The sequence below is a fragment of the Maribacter litoralis genome, from assembly GCF_902506355.1.
Classification (GTDB): Bacteria; Bacteroidota; Bacteroidia; order Flavobacteriales; family Flavobacteriaceae; genus Maribacter; species Maribacter litoralis.
The window spans coordinates 4,217,828-4,235,615 of sequence record NZ_LR733271.1 but is presented as its reverse complement, the minus strand read 5'-3'; the positions used below and the strand labels follow the sequence as shown (position 1 = coordinate 4,235,615).

The following is a 17,788-nucleotide window of genomic DNA, read 5'->3' as shown; positions in this document are numbered from 1 at the left end:
TAAAACGATATACAGTAATAGTTATGGAGTTAATTACATCATTATTTTAAGTTGATAAATTAATTTTCGCTTGGTTGTCTCTTTTCAAGAATTTTAAGTGTTCGTTTTGCTCTGGCTTTATATGCTGCACTGCCAGTTTCATAATTTTGTTTTAAAATCTGCATTAATTCTGGGTGGATCCAACTTATACTATATCCTAACCACAGTAGTATTGTCATAGAATAAGCTTTTGGCGCAACTTTGTGTTCACCTATCAACCAATCAAAAGCAACTTCTGTAATTGTATTTAGTTGAGCGTTGGTCAATTTATGATTATGGGAAATTTTGTTATTTGAAAATTCGTTTAAAACTAATAATTCACAAATTTTTGCTGCCGGTCTTATTGATGATTCTAAAGAGATAAATGAAAGTGAATCTACAAAAGTATTTATATGTGATAAAATAGGTTGTAAATCTTTATTGGCCACATATTCTAAAATCCAGCTTGCTTTGCAGGATACCGGATTTATGTCGTCTTTAATAATATCTATAAGAATAGGAATCAATTTTTGGTCGGCTTCTATAATAGAAGCCATTTTACTGCGTTTTTCCCTTAAAGCTGTGACGTAATTCAGTGCTTCACAAAGCTCTAGCTTATTCATAAAATTGTATCTTTATTCCTTATTTCCCCCACAAATGAAATTACTTAAAAAAATTAGCCTAGTTGTTTTGGTCGTTTTTATTGCCATGCAATTTTTTAGTCCTACAAAAAATGTTTCTCCAGGTAATCATGCCAAAGTTTTCATCACAGAAACGAATCCTACACCAGAACTTAAAAGTCTTTTTGAAAATTCGTGTTACGATTGCCATAGTAATAATACAAAATATCCATGGTATAATAATATAGCACCAATATCTTATTGGATGTCAAACCATGTAAATGAGGGTAAAGAGCACTTAAATTTTTCTGAATGGGATACCTATTCCCTAGATAAAAAAGATCATCTGCTAGAAGAGATCGAAGAGGAGGTAGTTGAAGGTAAAATGCCATTGACCGAATATACCTATACCCATGGAGATGCAAAACTTTCAGAAAACCAGGTGAACGATTTGGTAGAATGGGTAAAGCAAACAAGAATTATCTATCAATTAGGGAAGCAACCAAAGTAGGGACCCCAATTACTGCATTTTCTGAAATAACGGTTAAATTTCTTCGTTCATCGCCAGAAATTGCTGGTTTAGGGTCAACAAAGTAAATTGGCGTATCTGTACTAACAAAATCAATTAAACTAGCTGCTGGGTAAACCTGCATTGAAGTACCGATTATTATTAAACAATCGGCTTTTTCAGTAATTTTTATTGCGTTTTCTAACATAGGTACAGCCTCACCAAACCATACAATGTGTGGTCTAAGTTGATATCCGTTGGCGCAAGTTTCGCCCAATAAAATATCTTTTCGGCAATCAAAAATTTCATTTTCAGTATTAACGCTTCTCGCTTTTAATAGTTCGCCATGTAAATGAAGCACATTTGAACTTCCGCCTCGTTCATGAAGGTCATCTACATTTTGAGTAACGATATCTACGTTAAAATGAGTCTCTAAATCTGCGAGTGCTTTATGTGCGGCATTGGGTACAACGGTAAGTAACTGCCTTCTTCGTTGATTATAGAACTCTAAAACCAATTCAGGATTTTTTTGAAAACCTTCTGGTGTGGCAACTTCCATAACATCATGTCCTTCCCATAAACCATTAGAATCTCTAAAGGTTTTTAATCCGCTTTCGGCTGAAATTCCTGCACCGGTTAAAACAACTATATTTTTCATGGCTACTAAAATAAAGCTTAAAAATATACTTTTCTTATCTTGGTTGCATGATAGATATGGAGCTTTTAAACTATTTAGAAGGGTTTATTTCAGAAAATAGAAAAGAAAGATTTACAGAAATTTTAAGTCAGCGAACAAATTATATTACAGTAGCCGTTGAAGATGTATATCAAATGCATAATACAAGTGCCGTGGTTAGAAGTTGTGAGTCTTTTGGGGTGCAAACGGCACATTTAATAGAGGGTAAGTACGGTAAGCGCTTAGATGAAGAAATTGCCATGGGTGCTCAGAAATGGGTAGATATAGAAAGATATCAAAATTCAGAAACGGCCATAGAGACCTTAAGGAATAATGGATATAAGATAGTGGCCACGAGTCCGCACGCAGATAGCTCGCTCTTACAAGATTTTAAATTGGACGGTAAAACCGCCTTGTTTTTTGGTACCGAGAAAAAAGGCTTGAGCCAATATGTGTTAGATAACTCCGATACTTTTTTAAAAATACCAATGGTAGGTTTTACCGAGAGTTTAAACATATCTGTATCCGCTGCTATCATTCTTCAGCAGTTGACTACGCAATTGAAAACTTCAAATATAGATTGGAAGTTAACTGAAACAGAAATGCTGGAAAGGCGATTAGACTGGACGAAAAAGTCAATAAAGAGTATTGATGATATTTTGGAACGTTATAAGTCTGATAATTAAAAAAATGTTAACTTGTTAATCAACAACTAATTAAAAAGATCATGTATACGGCATTAATTATTCTTGGGGTAGTATTGGTGTTGATAGTTTTACTGGCTTTAATAGCGCCAAAAACATATCACGTTTCTAGAAGTATCACATTAAATCATAGCTCGGCTAAGGTTTGGCCTCATTTAAAATTCCTCAAGAAACAGCAAGAATGGTCGCCATGGTCAAGAAAAGACCCTAATATGGAACTTACTTTTACCGGAGTTGATGGTGAGGTTGGCGCTGTTAGCCATTGGAACGGAAACAAAGATGTGGGTGAAGGTGAGCAAGAAATTACAAAAATTGTGGAAGGTGAACGTATTGAACAGGATTTAAGGTTTTTTAAGCCATATAAATCTCAGTCGGACTGTTATATGAATCTAGATACAGTAGATGAAAATAAAAGTAAGGTAACTTGGGGTTTTTCAGGAAAGAATAAGTTTCCGATGAGTATAATGATGTTGTTCATGTCCATGGATAAAATGGTTGGTAAGGATTTTGAGCAGGGATTAGAGAATTTAAAACATAACTTAAACAATGAGATATGATAGCATGGTTTGAAATCCCTGTAACGAATATGGAAAGAGCTCAAAAATTTTACGAAGCTATTTTTGATGTTACCATTACGGTAAATCAATTTGGTGAATTTGTAATGGGCTTATTCCCAGATAAACAAAGTGTTGGGCAGTCTAGCGGAGCATTGGTAGTACATGAAGAATATAAACCTAGTATGACCCATGGAGCTATGGTTTATTTTGGATGTGAAGATGTTGCCAACGTGTTGAGTAAAGTTGAAACAGCTGGAGGACAGATCTTACAGCCCAAAACCGAAATAGGCGAGGGGCACGGATTTATGGGTTTGCTAAAAGATACTGAAGGCAATAGAATTGCTTTGCATTCCAACACATAAAAAGGCTAGTTCAACAGCTCTAATAGTGCTACTTCATTTTCATTATCAAGAATTATTTTATTGTTTTCTACTGTTACTTCGGTTTCCGAATAACGGTCATAAAGTTTTGTTCCATCACCAAAAATACCTTTAACCGATATGGTCTTTTTTCCTTTTGCAAGGTCTAAACCAATTACGACTTTATCTACATATTCATCTTTGGAGAAATATCTGCTAAATACGTACGGAGTTTTGGTGATCCTTTTATGTATGCCTGCACCTATAGCAGGATGGTCATTTCTAAATGTTCCAAGTTTTTGCCAATGAGATAAAATTTCTTTTGTTTTTGGTAAACTATCCAACTCTTCCCAATTCATGAATGAGCGTAAGGTGGCATCGCCTTCGGTACCTTCAATAATTAAGCTACGTGCAGTTTCATCACCATAATATATTTGAGATGCCCCTGGGGTAAGCAATAAAATATTGGCAGCTTTTTTGGGGTTCTCCCTTGCTTGATCAAAAGGTTGACCGTCATCATGAGACGTTAAGTAGTTTAAGACACTCTTATCTTTAAATGTAGTATGTAATAGTTTGCTGTATTTACTAAAAATAGATTCATAGTCTTTTTCGGCATCGGTCTTTAGCTCGAAGTTGATAAGACTTTTGAATCCGTTGTCAAAATAGTTTACTTTTTTATCGCCTAGGTCAAATTCTTGTCCGCCCGAAATACCATAATTATACACTTCACCGACCATATAAAAAGGCTTGTTGTCCAATACTTTATTAGCATTTTTCTTTTTCCAAAGTTCAAAAGCCGCTGAAGCTTCTTTGTATAATTCTGCCCATGCATTTTCATTGGCATGTTTTACCGTATCGACCCTAAAACCATCTACGCCATATTTATGAACATAATCGGTTAGCCATTTAATAATATAAAAACGAGGAGCTCTAGGGTAACCGGTTCTATCAAAGAACAACTCTAGCTCATCTAGCTCTTCACTTAATCTACCTTCTTCTTTCCATTTTGCCATTAAAGCATCGGGTAAGTTTACCGCAGCATCAGATTCCGTTAGAATATCCGGTAAATTGTTCACCAAGGTACAAGCGGTCGTATTTTCGTAGGTAGTAAATTCGCAAGTAGGCGAGGTGCGTACCCATTCTTCTGGCCAGACAGGATCTTCATCGGTAACCGGACCGGTATGGTTTAAAACTACATCTAATAAAATACGTATTCCGTTTTTATGTGCTGTGTCAATTAATGTTTCCAAGTCCTTATCCGTTCCAAAATTCGGGTCAAGTGCAGTCCAGTCTTTAGCCCAGTATCCATGATAACCGTATGTGTTTCCGGTACCTTCATCGGTAGCACCATGAATTTGTTCAACAATAGGGGTAAACCATATGGCATTTACACCTAGGTCTGTAAAATAGCCTTCTTTTATTTTTTGGGTAATTCCTTGAATATCACCTCCTAAAAAACCTCTAAGCTTCCCTGTTTCCTCATCACGTTCGTAGTTGATATCGTTGTTAGGGTTGCCATTATTAAATCGGTCGGTTAAAAGAAAATAAACAGTAGCAGCTTCCCATTGAAAATTGGGGTTCTTCTTAGTGTTTTCTACTTGTTCTTGGGTATCAGCATTAGTTTTTACTTCTTGCTTAGAATTTGATTGGCAAGAAATTAGGATTATGGTGAATAGCCCTAGAAAGAATACGTTTTTCATTTTCCTGTTATTTGCTTTAAAGCTATAACAAGGATTTCGTTTTAAAAAATATTATTTCTTTCTGTTGAGAACTTTATATTCCTCATAACAACTACTAATGGCATCAAGTATCTGAAGATCATTGGCTGTTGTGATAAACGATTTGGAATAATTGCAATTGTTAAGAATGTCTTGAATATCCACTTTTTCCAATTGTAGAAATTCGGTCAACGTTTCTCGGTCAAATTTAGAGGCAAGAAGGTTACGAATGTCGTCATCTTCTCGCATTTGCCTAAGCTTACGCATTTGTGCAGGTTTTTTTCCAAAGAGGTTTCGTAGTAAATCGGCAGGATTCAAAATTGCACCCAATACCTTTGTTACGGCACTTGGGTTTTTGTTACCACCTTCATAACTTACGCCTAAACCAGATATGCTGTACTGGTATGCATTGTTTATAGGAAGGTTCTTTACGTCAATTTCTAAATAGCCCGTTAGTTGATAAGGTCTAACTATAACTTCTTCTAAGGCATATGCAAGCTCGGTCAACGCAATTTCGGTACCTTCAAATTTGAACATATCGTTGGTGACCCTAATTTTTTGGGATTTAAAACCAAGAAAGGAAAAGTACAAAGTATCGTTAACCGCAGCAGTAATGGAAAATTCACCATTTTCATTGGTAATAGTACCAAAAACCTGATTTAGGTTTACTACGTGTACACTTTCAAGAGGTTCGTCAGTTTGAGCATTTTTTACAACAGCATTTAGGCGTTGACCTTCTTCCGTTTCTTGTGAGAAACCCAAAAATGATAGAAAAATAAGTGCAAGCGATAAATAATATTTCATTGTACTAATGCGTAATTTAGTTGCAAACAAAATAAAAAAAATACGCCGAAGCGTATTTTTAATATACAATTAACTAAAAGAAATCTCCTTTTCTTTTGTTGCTTCGTCGTTTTCCGGAGTTTGGAGCACTAGATTCGCTTCTGTCTCTTCTGCGTCCTTTAGACTGAGAACCACCATCTCTTCTTCCTTTTCCGCCGCCTTCATCCCTGCGACCGTTTCTTTTGCCTCTGAAGCCGCCACCACCGCTTCTGCGACGACTACCACCGCCACCGCCAGGGTTTTTAGAAACTTCTACATTTACGAAACGTCCGTCAACCTTAAAGTCGGTGAACTTATCTAGAATTTGTTGTGTAACCTCTGCCTCGGTATTAAAGAAAGAAAAACTCTCTTTAACATCTACTTTGAATACGTCTTCTTGACCTAGACCTACAGTATCTCTAATGAAGTCTTTTAAAGACATCCAATCATAACCGTCCCTTTCGCCAACGTTTACAAAGTATCTTACCGAACCACTAGTTGGTATTTCAGCTTTTCCATTGTTACGGTCTCTACCGCTATCAGAAGAATTTAGATCTTTTGACTTGTTGTAATAGTTAAAGAATCTTGTAAACTCAACTGAGACAATTTTTTTAATCAACTCTTCTCTATCAATACCTTCAAGAACATCGTTAATAGCAGGTAAATAAGCATCTACCTCTTCGTTGACTTTCGTGTCCTTTATCTTATTGGCTAAGTGATATAGTTGGATCTCACAAATTTCCATTCCCGTAGGAATTTTTTTGGATAGGAATTTTTGATTGATCTTATTTTCAATTGCTCTGATCTTACGTTGCTCACTTCGAGTAACGATTACCATAGAAATACCAGATTTTCCGGCTCTACCCGTTCTACCGCTACGGTGGGTATACGTTTCTATTTCATCTGGTAACTGATAGTTGATTACGTGTGTAATATCATCTACATCAATACCACGCGCAGCAACATCTGTTGCCACAAGCATTTGAATTTGCTTCTTACGGAAAGAGTTCATGACCAAATCACGTTGGTTCTGACTTAAATCTCCGTGTAATGCACCAGCATTGTAACCGTCTTCAATTAATTTTTCGGCTACTTTTTGTGTATCACGTTTTGTTCTACAGAAAACAACTGAAAATATATCTGGATTGGTATCTGCTAATCTCTTAAGGGCAGGATAACGATCTCTACCACCAACAACATAATATTCATGTTGTACGGTAGATGCACCGGAATTTTTAGCACCCACTGTAATTTCTTGAGGTGAATGCATAAATTTCTTAGCGATCGTAGCGACCTCTCTTGGCATTGTAGCCGAGAATAACCAAGTTGATTTATCATTAGGCGTACCAGAAAGAATATCTTTGATATCTTCCATAAAGCCCATGTTCAACATTTCATCAGCTTCATCAAGTACACAGTAGTCAATTTTGGAAATGTCAACAAGACGTCTGCTGATCATATCTTTCATTCTACCAGGTGTAGCTACAATAATTTGAGCTCCTCGCTTTATCTGTCTTGCTTGCTCCGTTATGCTGGCACCACCGTAAATGGCAACAACATTAATATTGCGTTCGTATTTTGAATACGCTTGCATTTCTTTTGTGATCTGTAAGCAAAGCTCACGAGTAGGTGATAATATCAAACCTTGTGTGGTTCTACTATCACTATCGATTTTTTGAATTAATGGAAAACCGAATGCGGCTGTTTTACCAGTACCAGTTTGCGCTAAGGCAACTAGGTCGGTTTCACTCTCCAATAAAATAGGAATTGCTTTTTCTTGTACTTCTGATGGGGTTTCGAAACCCATATCAGTAATAGCATCTAATAAGGACTTCTGTAGTCCCAGTGCTTCAAACTTTGTCATAAATATGTTATACTAAATCGCAAATATGAATGTTGCATAGAGCGATTATCGTATATAACCTATTTAGACTCAGCGCAACACATGCTATACCAGCGGCGTTAATTAAGCGGCAAAGGTACTGCTAATATTTGAATCGGTATAATTTAATTAAAAAGTAATATTTATGGTGCCAGCGTATAGCCATATATAGATAAGAATGTACCGGTTGTACCAAAGATGATCATTAGTATAATTAGCCCTTTTTGTAGTGCCGGACTATCATAAATGATGATACATACTGCACCTAAAACAATACAGATTTGATAGAATAGCAGGGCATAATCGAATTTTTTGGTAGCGTAGTCATAGGTTTGCGTTAGTTTTTCCCATTCCTTTACTCCGGTAATGTTCCCTAACTCCCCTTCAATGTCCTGCACCCAATTTTCTTCGCCAACTTGCGAAGAGCCTAATAGAATTTCTGTTTTTTCAGAATCATATTTTGCTATCTTTTTTTCAACCTCGGTAATTTTCTGTTCAATTGCAGGGGTTTTGTCACCAGATACAATTCCGCTTTCAATTAAAGCGTGCAAATAGTCTAGTTCACTTTCTTTCAAACTCTCTTTAATACTTTTAGATTGGTACCAACTAGAATAACTCACTACATTGTTGTGGGCAATCATCATTTCTTCTTCTAGCTCTCCGTTTACCATTTGAGATATGGCCATTAGTGCGGCAAATAAGGCAATAAGAACACCGCCAATAGCTTCTGCCCGTTCAGATGCGACTGATACCTCTACCGTCTCCTTATTGTTTTTACCTTGTAACATGAATAGTATTTAAATATGCAATCAATTTTTTAAATGCCTGTGCTCTATGGCTTATTTCGTTTTTAATGGATAATGGTAATTCGGCAAATGTTTCTTTATAACCATTGGGTTGAAATATGGGGTCGTAACCAAAACCATTTTTACCTCGTTTACTTTCTGTGATTACCCCTTCAATTTTCCCTTCAAATATATGGGTTTCGCCATTTAAGTTCAATACAATTACGGTTTTAAAGTGAGCCGAACGGTCGCTTTTATTTTTTAAATTGACCAGTAATTTGTTCATGTTTGCATTAGAATCATTGTGTTCACCAGCATAACGTGCGGAGTATACACCGGGTTCGCCGTTGAGGGCGTTTACAAGAAGCCCCGTGTCATCTGCAAAACAAGATAGATTGTAATTGTTGGTTACAAAATCCGCTTTAATTTTTGCATTACCTTCTAATGTCTGTGCGGTTTCTGGTATATCAGTAGAACAACCAATAGTATCAAGGTTTATAAGTTCAATTTGGTCTGTGACCATTTGTTGAACTTCTTTTAATTTATTGGGATTGTGGGTGGCAAAAACAAGCTTCATGGGAACAATTTGGAATCTGGTTTGTCAATTTACACTTTCAAAAGTACTAATTTTATAAAATGGAATTAAAGGTACCACCGGTTTTAGTGTTTTTGTGTTTTGGATTAATGATGTATCTATTGGCAGAATTCTTGCCGATCGGATATTTCGATTTTTATGGTAGAATGTTACTGGCAAAAATTTTGGTTGGTGCGGGTATTATAATAGTGATGTTGGCTTTGATCCAATTTAAAATGGTGAAAACCACTGTAGACCCTACAAAACCAGATAAAGCTTCAAATTTAGTAGTTGGCGGCATTTATAAATTTTCAAGAAATCCGATGTATTTGGCTATGCTGTTATTGCTATTGGCTTTGGGTATTTTTTTAGGAAATGCATTCAATACATTGGTTGCTGCAGGCTTTGTGGCATATATGAATCGGTTTCAGATTATACCTGAAGAGCAAATTCTCTTGAATAAATTTGGGCGTACCTTCAAAGATTATTGTATATTAACAAGGCGTTGGTTTTAAGGGAGTTGTTAATTCTTTGCATTAATGAATTACCTAATAATCACAATTATTAACTAATTAGCTTATAATTTAATATATTAGCATTTTAACTAATAACAATGATAGCTATTATAACTGGCGATATTATTAATTCTGAAAATCATCCAAGTTCTCAGTGGATTGATTTGTTGAAGAATTACTTTAACCAATTTGGCGAATCGCCAATGAATTGGGAGATTTATCGTGGAGACGAGTTTCAGTTAAAGGTTACCGAAAAAAATGCGCTATTTACCGCAATACGTATAAAGGCAATGCTTAAAACTATCAAAGGGTTAGATGTAAGAATGGGTATAGGTATTGGGTTGGAAACATATATAGGTACAGGGGTTACAGAATCTAACGGACCTGCATACCAAAGATCAGGACGCAATTTTGAAACCCTTAAGGAAAGTAAAGTAAACCTAAGTATAGCTACAGGTGAAGCAAAAAATGATAGGACATTGAATTTAATGTTACGTTTAGCTTTGGACTTTATGGATGACTGGAGTGTGGTTTCGGCAGAAATTGTCACTCTGGTACTAGATAATCCGCATTCTTCCCAAAAGGAGATAGCCCAAAAATTAGGAATTAAACAATCGGCAGTAAGCCAAAGGTTAAAAAGAGCAAGATTAGATTTGGTTTTAGAAGTCTTGGCATATTACAAAGAATTAATTACCGCAAAATAAATATGTTGATTTTCATAAAACTACTACTGGCTCATTTGGTCGGAGACTTTATTTTACAACCCACACGATGGGTACTTCACAAACAATCTAATAAAATAACATCTAAGTTTTTATACTTGCATGTGCTTTTGCATTTTGTACTCTATATGCTGTTGTTGTGGAATTTGTCACTTTGGAAAATAGCAGTAATGGTAGCGGTACTACATTATGTTATCGATTTACTGAAATTGTATACTAACGACATGTTCAAGAATAAAAGCATTCCCTTTTTTATTGACCAAGCATTACATATTCTAGTAATTTATTGCTGTGCTTTTTACACAGATTTATATTCACATACCTTAGCTCTTTTTGAAAATTTAGATTGGTATTTAATTACGGCAATTGTATTTGTAACATATCCTGCCTCAATAATAATGGGTAAGATTTTAGAGGGGATGTCAAATCAAATAGAAACCGATCATAAATCATTGCCAAATGCGGGTAAATATATTGGAATTATAGAAAGATTATTTGTGTTGATATTTATAGTTATTGGCAGGTGGGAAGTTATAGGTCTGCTCATAGCGGCAAAGTCCGTATTTAGGTTCAATGATTTAAAGGAACGTAATAATAGAAAACTGACCGAATACATTTTAATAGGAACATTGGTGAGTTTTGGTATGGCAATTTTAGCGGGACTCTTGTATATTTCTTAAACAAAGTAGATGTTCAAAAAGCAATTCTTATGCTATTTTCTAATGATGATTTTTTTACAGAAAGCAGCAGCACAAATAAACATTTTCAAATCTTTTGATGGGGTACAAATAGCTTACACAGATGAAGGTATTGGTGCACCGGTTTTATTACTGCATGGCTTTTTAAACTCTAGGAAATCATGGGATAAAACAGCATTAAAGAAAGATTTGATTGATGCCGGCTACCGAGTTGTAATTCCCGATTTACGGGGCAATGGAGATTCAGATCATCCTAAAAATGAAGAAGCATATAAAAATGGGGCAGAGGTTAAAGATATTATGAGTTTAATTACTCACCTAAACATTGAAAACTATAAGGCGATAGGTTATTCTCGTGGAAGTATAGTTCTTGCTAAATTGTTGACACAAGACAATAGAATAGATAAAGCGGTTTTAGGCGGAATGGGAATAGATTTTACGAATCCGAATTGGGATAGAAAAATAATGTTCGCTAAAGCTTTTAACGGTGAGGTAAATGAAATGACCAAAGAAGCGGTAAATTATGCAAAATCTATAAATGCAGATCTACGTTCTCTTTATTTACAACAAAAATATCAGCCAGTTACCACTGTTAAAGAACTGAAAAGTGTAGAGATAGAGGTGTTGGTAATTTGCGGCACGGAAGATTTTGACAACGGAAACGCAAAAGAGTTAAAAGATAGCTTTATTCATGGTAAATTGGTTAAAGTTCCTGGTGGACATAATGGAACTTACAAGACAACGGCTTTTTCAAATTCTGTAGTTCAATTTTTAGAATAAAAGAAGCCATTTTGTTAATTTGCATCATAACCTAACCTTTTTGTTTTATTTACAAGATATCGCATAGCAGGATAAATTAAATTTTTACTTTTGCTTCTTATTTTTAGAACCAAAAATTCCTATCTAACCAAAAGAAAATGATGGTAGAAGTAAGTAGAAAATATGTTTTTGATTTTGATAGTACATTAACTAGGGTAGAAGCTTTAGATGTACTAGCAGAAATGACTCTAGAAGGAAGATCGAACAAAGAGGAGGTTATTCAAGAAATTCAAAAAATTACCAATTTAGGTATTGACGGTGATATTTCTTTTACCGAATCTTTAGAACGTCGCATTAAATTGTTACATGCTAAAAAAGAGGACTTAGATGGGTTGGTAGAGAATCTTAGAAATAAAATTTCAAAATCTATTGCCGCCAATAAAGAATTTTTTGAGAAGTATGCAGATGATATCTATGTGATATCTTGTGGTTTTAAAGAGTTTATTGACCCTATTGTAAAAGAATACAATATACCTTCGGAGCGTGTGTATGCCAACACGTTTAAATTTGATGAAGAAGGTAATATCATCGGTTTCGATGAAGAAAATGTGCTGTCTCAGCATAATGGTAAAATTGATTGCCTAAAACAGATGAATTTGGACGGTGAAGTTCAAGTTATTGGAGATGGTTACAGTGATTATGTAATGCGCGAAGCAGGTATAGCAGATAAGTTTTTTGCTTACACCGAAAACGTGCATAGAGAAAAAGCCGCTAACAATGCGGATTATGTTACACCCAGTTTAGATGAATTTTTATTTGTGAACAAGTTGCCAAGAAATATTTCGTATCCAAAGAATAGGATCAAGGTCCTTTTATTAGAAAATGTGCACACCGCTGCATTCGATAATTTATCAGAAGACGGTTTCTCCGTTGAGCTGATCAAACATAGCTTACCAGAAGAAGAGCTCATAGAAAAGATCAAGGGCGTTCACGTACTTGGTATTCGCTCTAAAACTCAGGTAACAAAAGCTGTTTTAGATGCTGCGGACAAATTATTGGTTGTAGGTGCCTTTTGTATAGGTACAACGCAAATAGATTTAGAAACGGCCAAGAAAAAGGGAATCGTAGCCTTTAACGCTCCGTATAGTAATACAAGATCTGTGGTAGAATTGGCCATAGGTGAGATTATTATGTTAATGAGAAGTGTTTTTGACCGTAGTAGGGAAATTCATGAGGGACAATGGCAAAAAACAGCTGCCGGTTCTCGCGAGGTTCGTGGTAAAAATTTAGGTATTGTTGGTTACGGTAATATTGGTAAGCAATTATCGGTTTTGGCCGAGGCTATGGGTATGCGAGTATATTACTATGATGTAGATGATAAATTAGCGTTAGGTAATGCTGTAAAATGCAATACTTTAGAAGATTTGTTAAGTGTGTCGGATGTAGTTACGTTGCATATAGATGATAATAAAGCCAATAAAAATTTCATTGGCGAACGTGAGCTTAACCAAATGAAAAAAGGCGCGATGTTGATCAACCTTTCTCGTGGATTTGTTGTTGATATTGATGCCTTGGCAGAAAGCTTAAAATCTGGACAAGTAGGTGGTGCGGCAATTGACGTATACCCAGATGAGCCAAGAAGTAATGGTGAGTTTAAAACAAAATTACAAGGTTTTCCAAATGTAATTCTAACTCCTCATGTTGGTGGTAGTACAGAGGAAGCTCAAAGGGATATTGCAGACTTTGTTCCAAATAAAATTATGGATTACATCAACTCAGGTAATACTGTAGATGCTGTAAACTTCCCGAACATTCGATTGCCGAAACAGAATAAATCGCATAGGTTCTTGCACATACATAAAAATGTACCTGGTATTATGGCGAAGATCAATAGGGTGTTGGCTCAGTATGAATTGAATATTAATAGTCAGTACCTTTCTACCGATAACGAAGTAGGTTATGTGATAACCGATTTGGATAGGGAATATAATAAAGAGGTTATAAAAGAATTAAAGAAAGTAGAGAATACAATTAAATTTAGAGTTCTTTACTAGTAAAGTATTTTGACTTTCGCTAATTGCGAAACAGGCGATAATTTATTATAAAGGTGTAAGCTATTTAGTTTACACCTTTTTTGTGCGCATTTTTTTAAATATCGATTACAACATTTTTAATATTATTCGGTTATGGTTATGATGCATTTTCAACTTGTAGGAAATATCTTTAATCATGATAAAAAAGCATTTATCGAAAATTAAATTACCTAAGGGGTTTAACAACTATTACCTTTTGGTAATAACCGTAATTGTATTGACAATATTGATACAGTCAATTATACAGTACTCTCTTTCCAGACAAAGACAAGACTCTCTTAGAATCAATGAAGCAGGGCGACAACGAATGCTATCACAAGCGATTATGAAACACGTCTACGAGTGTAAGTATGGAACTTGTGATTATGGTAAGCTTCGATTGGCAATGAATAAGCTATCTAATGCTAATATTGCATTGCAGAAAGGTAATGAAGCTACAGGTATTCCTGTTTTGGATAATGAGGAAATACAGGAGAACTTTAATAAAATGCAGCCGCACCTAGAGTATATGTTGGCCACTTTAGATGATTTTAATAATATTGGGTCTGTAGATATGGAAAAGCTATCTGCAGAAACGGATAAGTTTCTGGTTTTGATGGATACCATTGTGGGGCAATTTCAAAAAGCATCAGAAGAAGATATAAAAACCTTAATGATCATTGAATTGGAGTTAGCGGTATTTTCTCTATTAATTTTAATTTTTGAAATTTTTTACTTCATTAACCCGTCAATTAAAAAGATGGCAATTCAGAATCAAAAGTTGAAAGAAATTAATTGGCATCAAACCCATGCATTTCAATCACACATGAAGAATATTAAAAATTATAACCATGTGCTGAAAATTGAAAAGAATACAGCACATAAAGAAGAGCTTATCTCATTTTTAATGGAAGAACTTACAGATTTGGAAGGTGTTTCAGATAACATGGTAAAATCCCTAGAAAAACAGGCGTAAATCAAAATATACGGGTAGTTACCGGTGATGGTATGGTTCATTTTTCAGAATGGTAAAGGCTCTGTAGATCTGCTCGGTAATAAATAGACGTACCATTTGATGTGAGAATGTCATTTTTGATAAGCTTATTTTTCCTGAGGATTTTAGGTAAATCTCATTACTAAAGCCATAAGGACCACCAATTAAAAATACCAATCTCTTAATACCAGAATTCATTTTTTTCTGCAAATATTGAGAAAACTCTACAGAACTAAATTGCTTGCCTTTTTCATCAAATAGAACCAATACATCTGTAGGTGTTAGTTTTTTTAGAATAAGCTCACCTTCTTTTTCCTTTTGTTGCTCTTCAGACAAGTTTTTGGTTTTCTTGAGGTCGGGTATGATTTCTATTTCAAAATTGACATAATGCTGTAATCGCTTTTCATAAACATCAATAAGCTGTTGTAATTGGCCGCTATCGGTTTTGCCTATGGCCAAAAGTTTTATAGTCATACGCCAAAAGTAAATCAATTTCGCAAATGGATTTGTAAATTAGCATAACAATAGCGTATAAATATATGATTTCAGAAGACCAGTTTAAAGAAGAAATAAAATTAATCATTGCAAATGCCATTAGGGAAGATGTAGGTGATGGTGATCATAGTTCCTTAGCTTGTATTCCAGATAGTGCAACTGGCAAGGCAAAGTTGTTGGTAAAAGATGAGGGTATTATTGCTGGAGTGGATTTTGCCGAGCTTGTTTTTTATTTTGTTGATCCCAGCTTAAAAATAGACGTATTGATTAAAGATGGGGCTCCTGTAAGTCATGGTGATATCGTTTTTTATGTAGAAGGTAGTTCACAAAGCATATTAAAAGCAGAACGTTTGGTGCTCAATGCCATGCAAAGAATGAGTGCTATTGCGACAAAGACCAATATGTTCGTTAACCTTTTGAAAGGCACGGGAACTAAGATTTTAGATACTAGAAAAACTACCCCGGGTATACGTGCTCTTGAAAAATGGGCGGTGAAAATTGGTGGTGGCGAAAATCATAGGTTTGCACTTTATGATATGATCATGCTAAAAGATAATCATATTGATTTTGCTGGCGGTATTACAAAAGCAATAGATAAGACCAAAAATTACTTGAAAGAAACTGGTCGTGATTTAAAGATCATTGTGGAAGCAAGAGATTTAGATGAGATTAAAGAGATATTAAAATCAGATGGCGTATATCGCATATTAATAGATAATTTCAATTATGAAGATACGCGAAAAGCGGTCGAATTAATTGGAGATACTTGTTTAACAGAGTCATCGGGCGGTATTAATGAAAAGACCATAAGGGAATATGCAGAATGTGGGGTGGATTATATTTCTTCGGGGGCATTAACACATTCGGTATATAACTTAGATTTGAGCTTAAAAGCAGTGTAGATGTCTTTAGAGGTCGAAGAAAAGCTAGAGAAAATACCAATTGTAAATTGGGTGGTCAGGTTTTTAAAACAAATCAGGTTGCCTGGTTTTGAAGGGCTTTCTATTTACGATCTTTTAGAAATGTACGTACTTGGGGTATTGAGGGGAACACTTTCTACAAGAGCTAGTGCTATCGCCTTTAGTCTATTTATGGCCTTGTTTCCTTTGATTATTTTCATGGTAACCTTGGTGCCGTTTTTAGTGTCGTATATTAGTATTGAACATGGAGATTTTGACGTTCAATTCCAGCTTTTTTTAGAATCTTTTCTGCCAAGTGCAACAGGCGATTATTTTGGAGAAGTTTTTACACAAATTAAAGACCAAAAGCGTGGCGGACTCTTATCTTCTGCATTCTTACTGTCTATTTTTTTGATAGCAAATGGCGTAAATTCAATTTTTGGTGGGTTTGAGACGTCGTATCATATAGAACTTACACGACATTTCTTTCGTCAGTACCTATATGCTTTAATGGTCGGGTTGATATTGGCAATTCTAATAATCGTTGGTTTTGTAGCATATATTTATTTTGAATTCTATGTACTTGGTTATTTATCTGAGTTTGCAGCGAAACAAGGCAACTATATTTTAGGTGAAGATGAAGTAGTGGGTATACAGATTGCGAAAGTGTTATTCTTTATTATTCTATCATATTTTACAACGGCTATTCTGTATTATTTTGGCACACGCGAAGGTAAGCAAGCAAAATTTTTCTCTGTAGGAGCGTTAATGACGACTATTTTATTTTTAATTACGTCGTATCTTTTTGGTATTTATGTTGAAAAATTTGCCCGATACAATGAATTATATGGAGCCTTAGGAGGATTATTGATATTAATGGTTTACATCTGGTTAAATTCTAATATATTGCTACTTGGGTTCGAGCTGAATGCATCCCTTAACACTTTACGTAAAATCACAAGAAAAGAATGATAGAAAAAACTGTACAATTAAGTATTCTCTTTACATTATTTATTTCAATGAGCATTTCGGCTCAATCTGTTTTTGGAAAATGGAAAACAATAGATGATCGTACCGGTAAACCAAAAGGACTTATAGAAATTTATGAAAAGGATGGATTAATGTATGGTAAGGTATTGGAGATTTTAGAAGAGGGAAAGGAAGGGAAGTTGTGCGAGAAGTGTGATGGAGAATTAAAGGATAAACCTGTAAAGGGTATGGAAATCATTACGGCAGGAGAAAAAAATAACGATGGTGAATGGAAAGGAAAAAGATTGTTTGATCCAGAACAGGCAATGACGTTTCGTTTTAAAATATGGCTAAACCCTGAAAACTCTAATGAGTTAAAAGTACGTGGGTATTTGGCATTTATCTATAGAACCCAAACATGGTTACGGGTGGAAGGATAGCT

General features: G+C 35.1%; 21 protein-coding genes. 13 read left to right on the top strand and 8 right to left on the bottom strand.

Annotated features, from left to right (window positions below):
* Positions 1-59 precede the first annotated feature (59 nt).
* On the bottom strand, positions 60-641 hold the full coding sequence (locus EXIGUO8A_RS18175; RefSeq protein WP_159304267.1) for an adenylosuccinate lyase: 582 nt from the start codon (positions 639-641) through the stop codon (positions 60-62).
* Between the two features lie 34 nt (positions 642-675).
* On the opposite strand from EXIGUO8A_RS18175, the gene EXIGUO8A_RS18170 reads away from it, so the two are divergent.
* The gene (locus EXIGUO8A_RS18170; RefSeq protein WP_159304266.1) at positions 676-1,149 is read left to right on the top strand and encodes a heme-binding domain-containing protein; all 474 of its coding nucleotides are present in this window, start codon (positions 676-678) and stop codon (positions 1,147-1,149) included.
* Here EXIGUO8A_RS18170 and EXIGUO8A_RS18165 read toward each other — a convergent pair.
* Positions 1,118-1,804 carry an SIR2 family NAD-dependent protein deacylase gene (locus EXIGUO8A_RS18165; protein WP_159304265.1) on the bottom strand — a complete coding sequence of 229 codons (687 nt, stop codon included), beginning with the start codon at positions 1,802-1,804 and terminating at the stop codon, positions 1,118-1,120. The genes EXIGUO8A_RS18170 and EXIGUO8A_RS18165 overlap by 32 nt on opposite strands.
* Before the next feature lie 47 nt (positions 1,805-1,851).
* Here EXIGUO8A_RS18165 and EXIGUO8A_RS18160 point away from each other — a divergent pair, with 47 nt between their 5' ends.
* From EXIGUO8A_RS18160 to EXIGUO8A_RS18150, 3 genes are read left to right on the top strand one after another with little or no spacing between them, the layout of a single operon-like run.
* Positions 1,852-2,508, top strand: a complete 657-nt coding sequence (locus EXIGUO8A_RS18160; protein ID WP_159304264.1) for a TrmH family RNA methyltransferase — start codon at positions 1,852-1,854, stop codon at positions 2,506-2,508.
* 41 nt (positions 2,509-2,549) lie between these two features.
* The gene (locus EXIGUO8A_RS18155; RefSeq protein ID WP_159304263.1) at positions 2,550-3,083 is read left to right on the top strand and encodes an SRPBCC family protein; all 534 of its coding nucleotides are present in this window, start codon (positions 2,550-2,552) and stop codon (positions 3,081-3,083) included.
* Positions 3,080-3,445 (top strand): VOC family protein, encoded by a 366-nt coding sequence (locus EXIGUO8A_RS18150; protein WP_159304262.1) that lies wholly within the window; start codon positions 3,080-3,082, stop codon positions 3,443-3,445. Before EXIGUO8A_RS18155 ends, EXIGUO8A_RS18150 begins: the two co-directional genes overlap by 4 nt.
* Before the next feature lie 5 nt (positions 3,446-3,450).
* Here EXIGUO8A_RS18150 and EXIGUO8A_RS18145 read toward each other — a convergent pair whose 3' ends face one another.
* From EXIGUO8A_RS18145 to EXIGUO8A_RS18125, 5 genes are all read right to left on the bottom strand, one after another.
* The gene (locus tag EXIGUO8A_RS18145) at positions 3,451-5,142 is read right to left on the bottom strand and encodes an alpha-amylase family glycosyl hydrolase (RefSeq protein ID WP_159304261.1); all 1,692 of its coding nucleotides are present in this window, start codon (positions 5,140-5,142) and stop codon (positions 3,451-3,453) included.
* A 51-nt stretch (positions 5,143-5,193) separates the two neighbouring features.
* The gene (locus EXIGUO8A_RS18140; protein ID WP_116769309.1) at positions 5,194-5,964 is read right to left on the bottom strand and encodes a carboxypeptidase-like regulatory domain-containing protein; all 771 of its coding nucleotides are present in this window, start codon (positions 5,962-5,964) and stop codon (positions 5,194-5,196) included.
* 73 nt (positions 5,965-6,037) lie between these two features.
* Positions 6,038-7,846, bottom strand: coding sequence for a DEAD/DEAH box helicase (locus tag EXIGUO8A_RS18135; RefSeq protein ID WP_159304260.1), 1,809 nt, complete (start codon positions 7,844-7,846; stop codon positions 6,038-6,040).
* A 161-nt stretch (positions 7,847-8,007) separates the two neighbouring features.
* The gene (locus EXIGUO8A_RS18130; RefSeq protein WP_116769307.1) at positions 8,008-8,652 is read right to left on the bottom strand and encodes a DUF4337 domain-containing protein; all 645 of its coding nucleotides are present in this window, start codon (positions 8,650-8,652) and stop codon (positions 8,008-8,010) included.
* On the bottom strand, positions 8,639-9,226 hold the full coding sequence (locus EXIGUO8A_RS18125) for a non-canonical purine NTP diphosphatase (protein ID WP_116769306.1): 588 nt from the start codon (positions 9,224-9,226) through the stop codon (positions 8,639-8,641). The genes EXIGUO8A_RS18130 and EXIGUO8A_RS18125 overlap by 14 nt, the downstream gene beginning before the upstream one ends.
* 59 nt (positions 9,227-9,285) lie before the next feature.
* Between EXIGUO8A_RS18125 and EXIGUO8A_RS18120 the strand changes: the two genes are divergently transcribed.
* The 6 genes from EXIGUO8A_RS18120 to EXIGUO8A_RS18095 all read left to right on the top strand — a co-directional run bounded on the left by EXIGUO8A_RS18120 (position 9,286) and on the right by EXIGUO8A_RS18095 (position 14,965).
* A complete protein-coding gene (locus EXIGUO8A_RS18120; protein ID WP_116769305.1) occupies positions 9,286-9,738 on the top strand; it encodes a methyltransferase family protein in 453 nt (150 codons plus the stop codon).
* Between the two features lie 98 nt (positions 9,739-9,836).
* Positions 9,837-10,442 carry a SatD family protein gene (locus EXIGUO8A_RS18115; protein ID WP_159304259.1) on the top strand — a complete coding sequence of 202 codons (606 nt, stop codon included), beginning with the start codon at positions 9,837-9,839 and terminating at the stop codon, positions 10,440-10,442.
* 2 nt (positions 10,443-10,444) lie between these two features.
* The gene (locus EXIGUO8A_RS18110) at positions 10,445-11,140 is read left to right on the top strand and encodes a DUF3307 domain-containing protein (protein ID WP_159304258.1); all 696 of its coding nucleotides are present in this window, start codon (positions 10,445-10,447) and stop codon (positions 11,138-11,140) included.
* Positions 11,141-11,149: 9 nt separating this feature from the next.
* Positions 11,150-11,938, top strand: coding sequence for an alpha/beta fold hydrolase (locus tag EXIGUO8A_RS18105; protein WP_159304257.1), 789 nt, complete (start codon positions 11,150-11,152; stop codon positions 11,936-11,938).
* 140 nt (positions 11,939-12,078) lie between these two features.
* The gene (serA, locus tag EXIGUO8A_RS18100; protein WP_159304549.1) at positions 12,079-13,971 is read left to right on the top strand and encodes a phosphoglycerate dehydrogenase; all 1,893 of its coding nucleotides are present in this window, start codon (positions 12,079-12,081) and stop codon (positions 13,969-13,971) included.
* Positions 13,972-14,146: 175 nt separating this feature from the next.
* Positions 14,147-14,965: a type IV pili methyl-accepting chemotaxis transducer N-terminal domain-containing protein gene (locus EXIGUO8A_RS18095; protein ID WP_159304256.1), complete on the top strand. Its 819-nt coding sequence runs from the start codon at positions 14,147-14,149 to the stop codon at positions 14,963-14,965.
* A gap of 18 nt (positions 14,966-14,983) precedes the next feature.
* Here the strand turns inward: EXIGUO8A_RS18095 and rlmH are convergent, their stop codons facing one another.
* Positions 14,984-15,457, bottom strand: coding sequence for a 23S rRNA (pseudouridine(1915)-N(3))-methyltransferase RlmH (gene rlmH / locus EXIGUO8A_RS18090; RefSeq protein WP_116769300.1), 474 nt, complete (start codon positions 15,455-15,457; stop codon positions 14,984-14,986).
* Between the two features lie 65 nt (positions 15,458-15,522).
* On the opposite strand from rlmH, the gene nadC reads away from it, so the two are divergent.
* The 3 genes from nadC to EXIGUO8A_RS18075 are packed head-to-tail and all read left to right on the top strand — an operon-like array spanning position 15,523 to position 17,786.
* Entirely contained in the window at positions 15,523-16,380 is an 858-nt protein-coding gene (nadC, locus tag EXIGUO8A_RS18085) for a carboxylating nicotinate-nucleotide diphosphorylase (protein ID WP_159304255.1), read from the top strand.
* The gene (locus tag EXIGUO8A_RS18080) at positions 16,381-17,349 is read left to right on the top strand and encodes a YihY/virulence factor BrkB family protein (RefSeq protein ID WP_159304254.1); all 969 of its coding nucleotides are present in this window, start codon (positions 16,381-16,383) and stop codon (positions 17,347-17,349) included.
* A complete protein-coding gene (locus EXIGUO8A_RS18075) occupies positions 17,346-17,786 on the top strand; it encodes a DUF2147 domain-containing protein (RefSeq protein ID WP_116769297.1) in 441 nt (146 codons plus the stop codon). Before EXIGUO8A_RS18080 ends, EXIGUO8A_RS18075 begins: the two co-directional genes overlap by 4 nt.
* The last annotated feature ends 2 nt before the right edge of the window (positions 17,787-17,788 follow it).

Excerpts from the sequence above, each read along its gene's own strand:
- EXIGUO8A_RS18175 (WP_159304267.1), bottom strand. The coding sequence starts at position 641 with ATGAATAAGCTAGAGCTTTGTGAAGCACTGAATTACGTCACAGCTTTA.
- EXIGUO8A_RS18170 (WP_159304266.1), top strand. The coding sequence starts at position 676 with ATGAAATTACTTAAAAAAATTAGCCTAGTTGTTTTGGTCGTTTTTATT.
- EXIGUO8A_RS18165 (WP_159304265.1), bottom strand. The coding sequence starts at position 1,804 with ATGAAAAATATAGTTGTTTTAACCGGTGCAGGAATTTCAGCCGAAAGC.
- EXIGUO8A_RS18160 (WP_159304264.1), top strand. The coding sequence starts at position 1,852 with ATGATAGATATGGAGCTTTTAAACTATTTAGAAGGGTTTATTTCAGAA.
- EXIGUO8A_RS18155 (WP_159304263.1), top strand. The coding sequence starts at position 2,550 with ATGTATACGGCATTAATTATTCTTGGGGTAGTATTGGTGTTGATAGTT.
- EXIGUO8A_RS18150 (WP_159304262.1), top strand. The coding sequence starts at position 3,080 with ATGATAGCATGGTTTGAAATCCCTGTAACGAATATGGAAAGAGCTCAA.
- EXIGUO8A_RS18145 (WP_159304261.1), bottom strand. The coding sequence starts at position 5,142 with ATGAAAAACGTATTCTTTCTAGGGCTATTCACCATAATCCTAATTTCT.
- EXIGUO8A_RS18140 (WP_116769309.1), bottom strand. The coding sequence starts at position 5,964 with ATGAAATATTATTTATCGCTTGCACTTATTTTTCTATCATTTTTGGGT.
- EXIGUO8A_RS18135 (WP_159304260.1), bottom strand. The coding sequence starts at position 7,846 with ATGACAAAGTTTGAAGCACTGGGACTACAGAAGTCCTTATTAGATGCT.
- EXIGUO8A_RS18130 (WP_116769307.1), bottom strand. The coding sequence starts at position 8,652 with ATGTTACAAGGTAAAAACAATAAGGAGACGGTAGAGGTATCAGTCGCA.
- EXIGUO8A_RS18125 (WP_116769306.1), bottom strand. The coding sequence starts at position 9,226 with ATGAAGCTTGTTTTTGCCACCCACAATCCCAATAAATTAAAAGAAGTT.
- EXIGUO8A_RS18120 (WP_116769305.1), top strand. The coding sequence starts at position 9,286 with ATGGAATTAAAGGTACCACCGGTTTTAGTGTTTTTGTGTTTTGGATTA.
- EXIGUO8A_RS18115 (WP_159304259.1), top strand. The coding sequence starts at position 9,837 with ATGATAGCTATTATAACTGGCGATATTATTAATTCTGAAAATCATCCA.
- EXIGUO8A_RS18110 (WP_159304258.1), top strand. The coding sequence starts at position 10,445 with ATGTTGATTTTCATAAAACTACTACTGGCTCATTTGGTCGGAGACTTT.
- EXIGUO8A_RS18105 (WP_159304257.1), top strand. The coding sequence starts at position 11,150 with ATGTTCAAAAAGCAATTCTTATGCTATTTTCTAATGATGATTTTTTTA.
- serA (WP_159304549.1), top strand. The coding sequence starts at position 12,079 with ATGGTAGAAGTAAGTAGAAAATATGTTTTTGATTTTGATAGTACATTA.
- EXIGUO8A_RS18095 (WP_159304256.1), top strand. The coding sequence starts at position 14,147 with ATGATAAAAAAGCATTTATCGAAAATTAAATTACCTAAGGGGTTTAAC.
- rlmH (WP_116769300.1), bottom strand. The coding sequence starts at position 15,457 with ATGACTATAAAACTTTTGGCCATAGGCAAAACCGATAGCGGCCAATTA.
- nadC (WP_159304255.1), top strand. The coding sequence starts at position 15,523 with ATGATTTCAGAAGACCAGTTTAAAGAAGAAATAAAATTAATCATTGCA.
- EXIGUO8A_RS18080 (WP_159304254.1), top strand. The coding sequence starts at position 16,381 with ATGTCTTTAGAGGTCGAAGAAAAGCTAGAGAAAATACCAATTGTAAAT.
- EXIGUO8A_RS18075 (WP_116769297.1), top strand. The coding sequence starts at position 17,346 with ATGATAGAAAAAACTGTACAATTAAGTATTCTCTTTACATTATTTATT.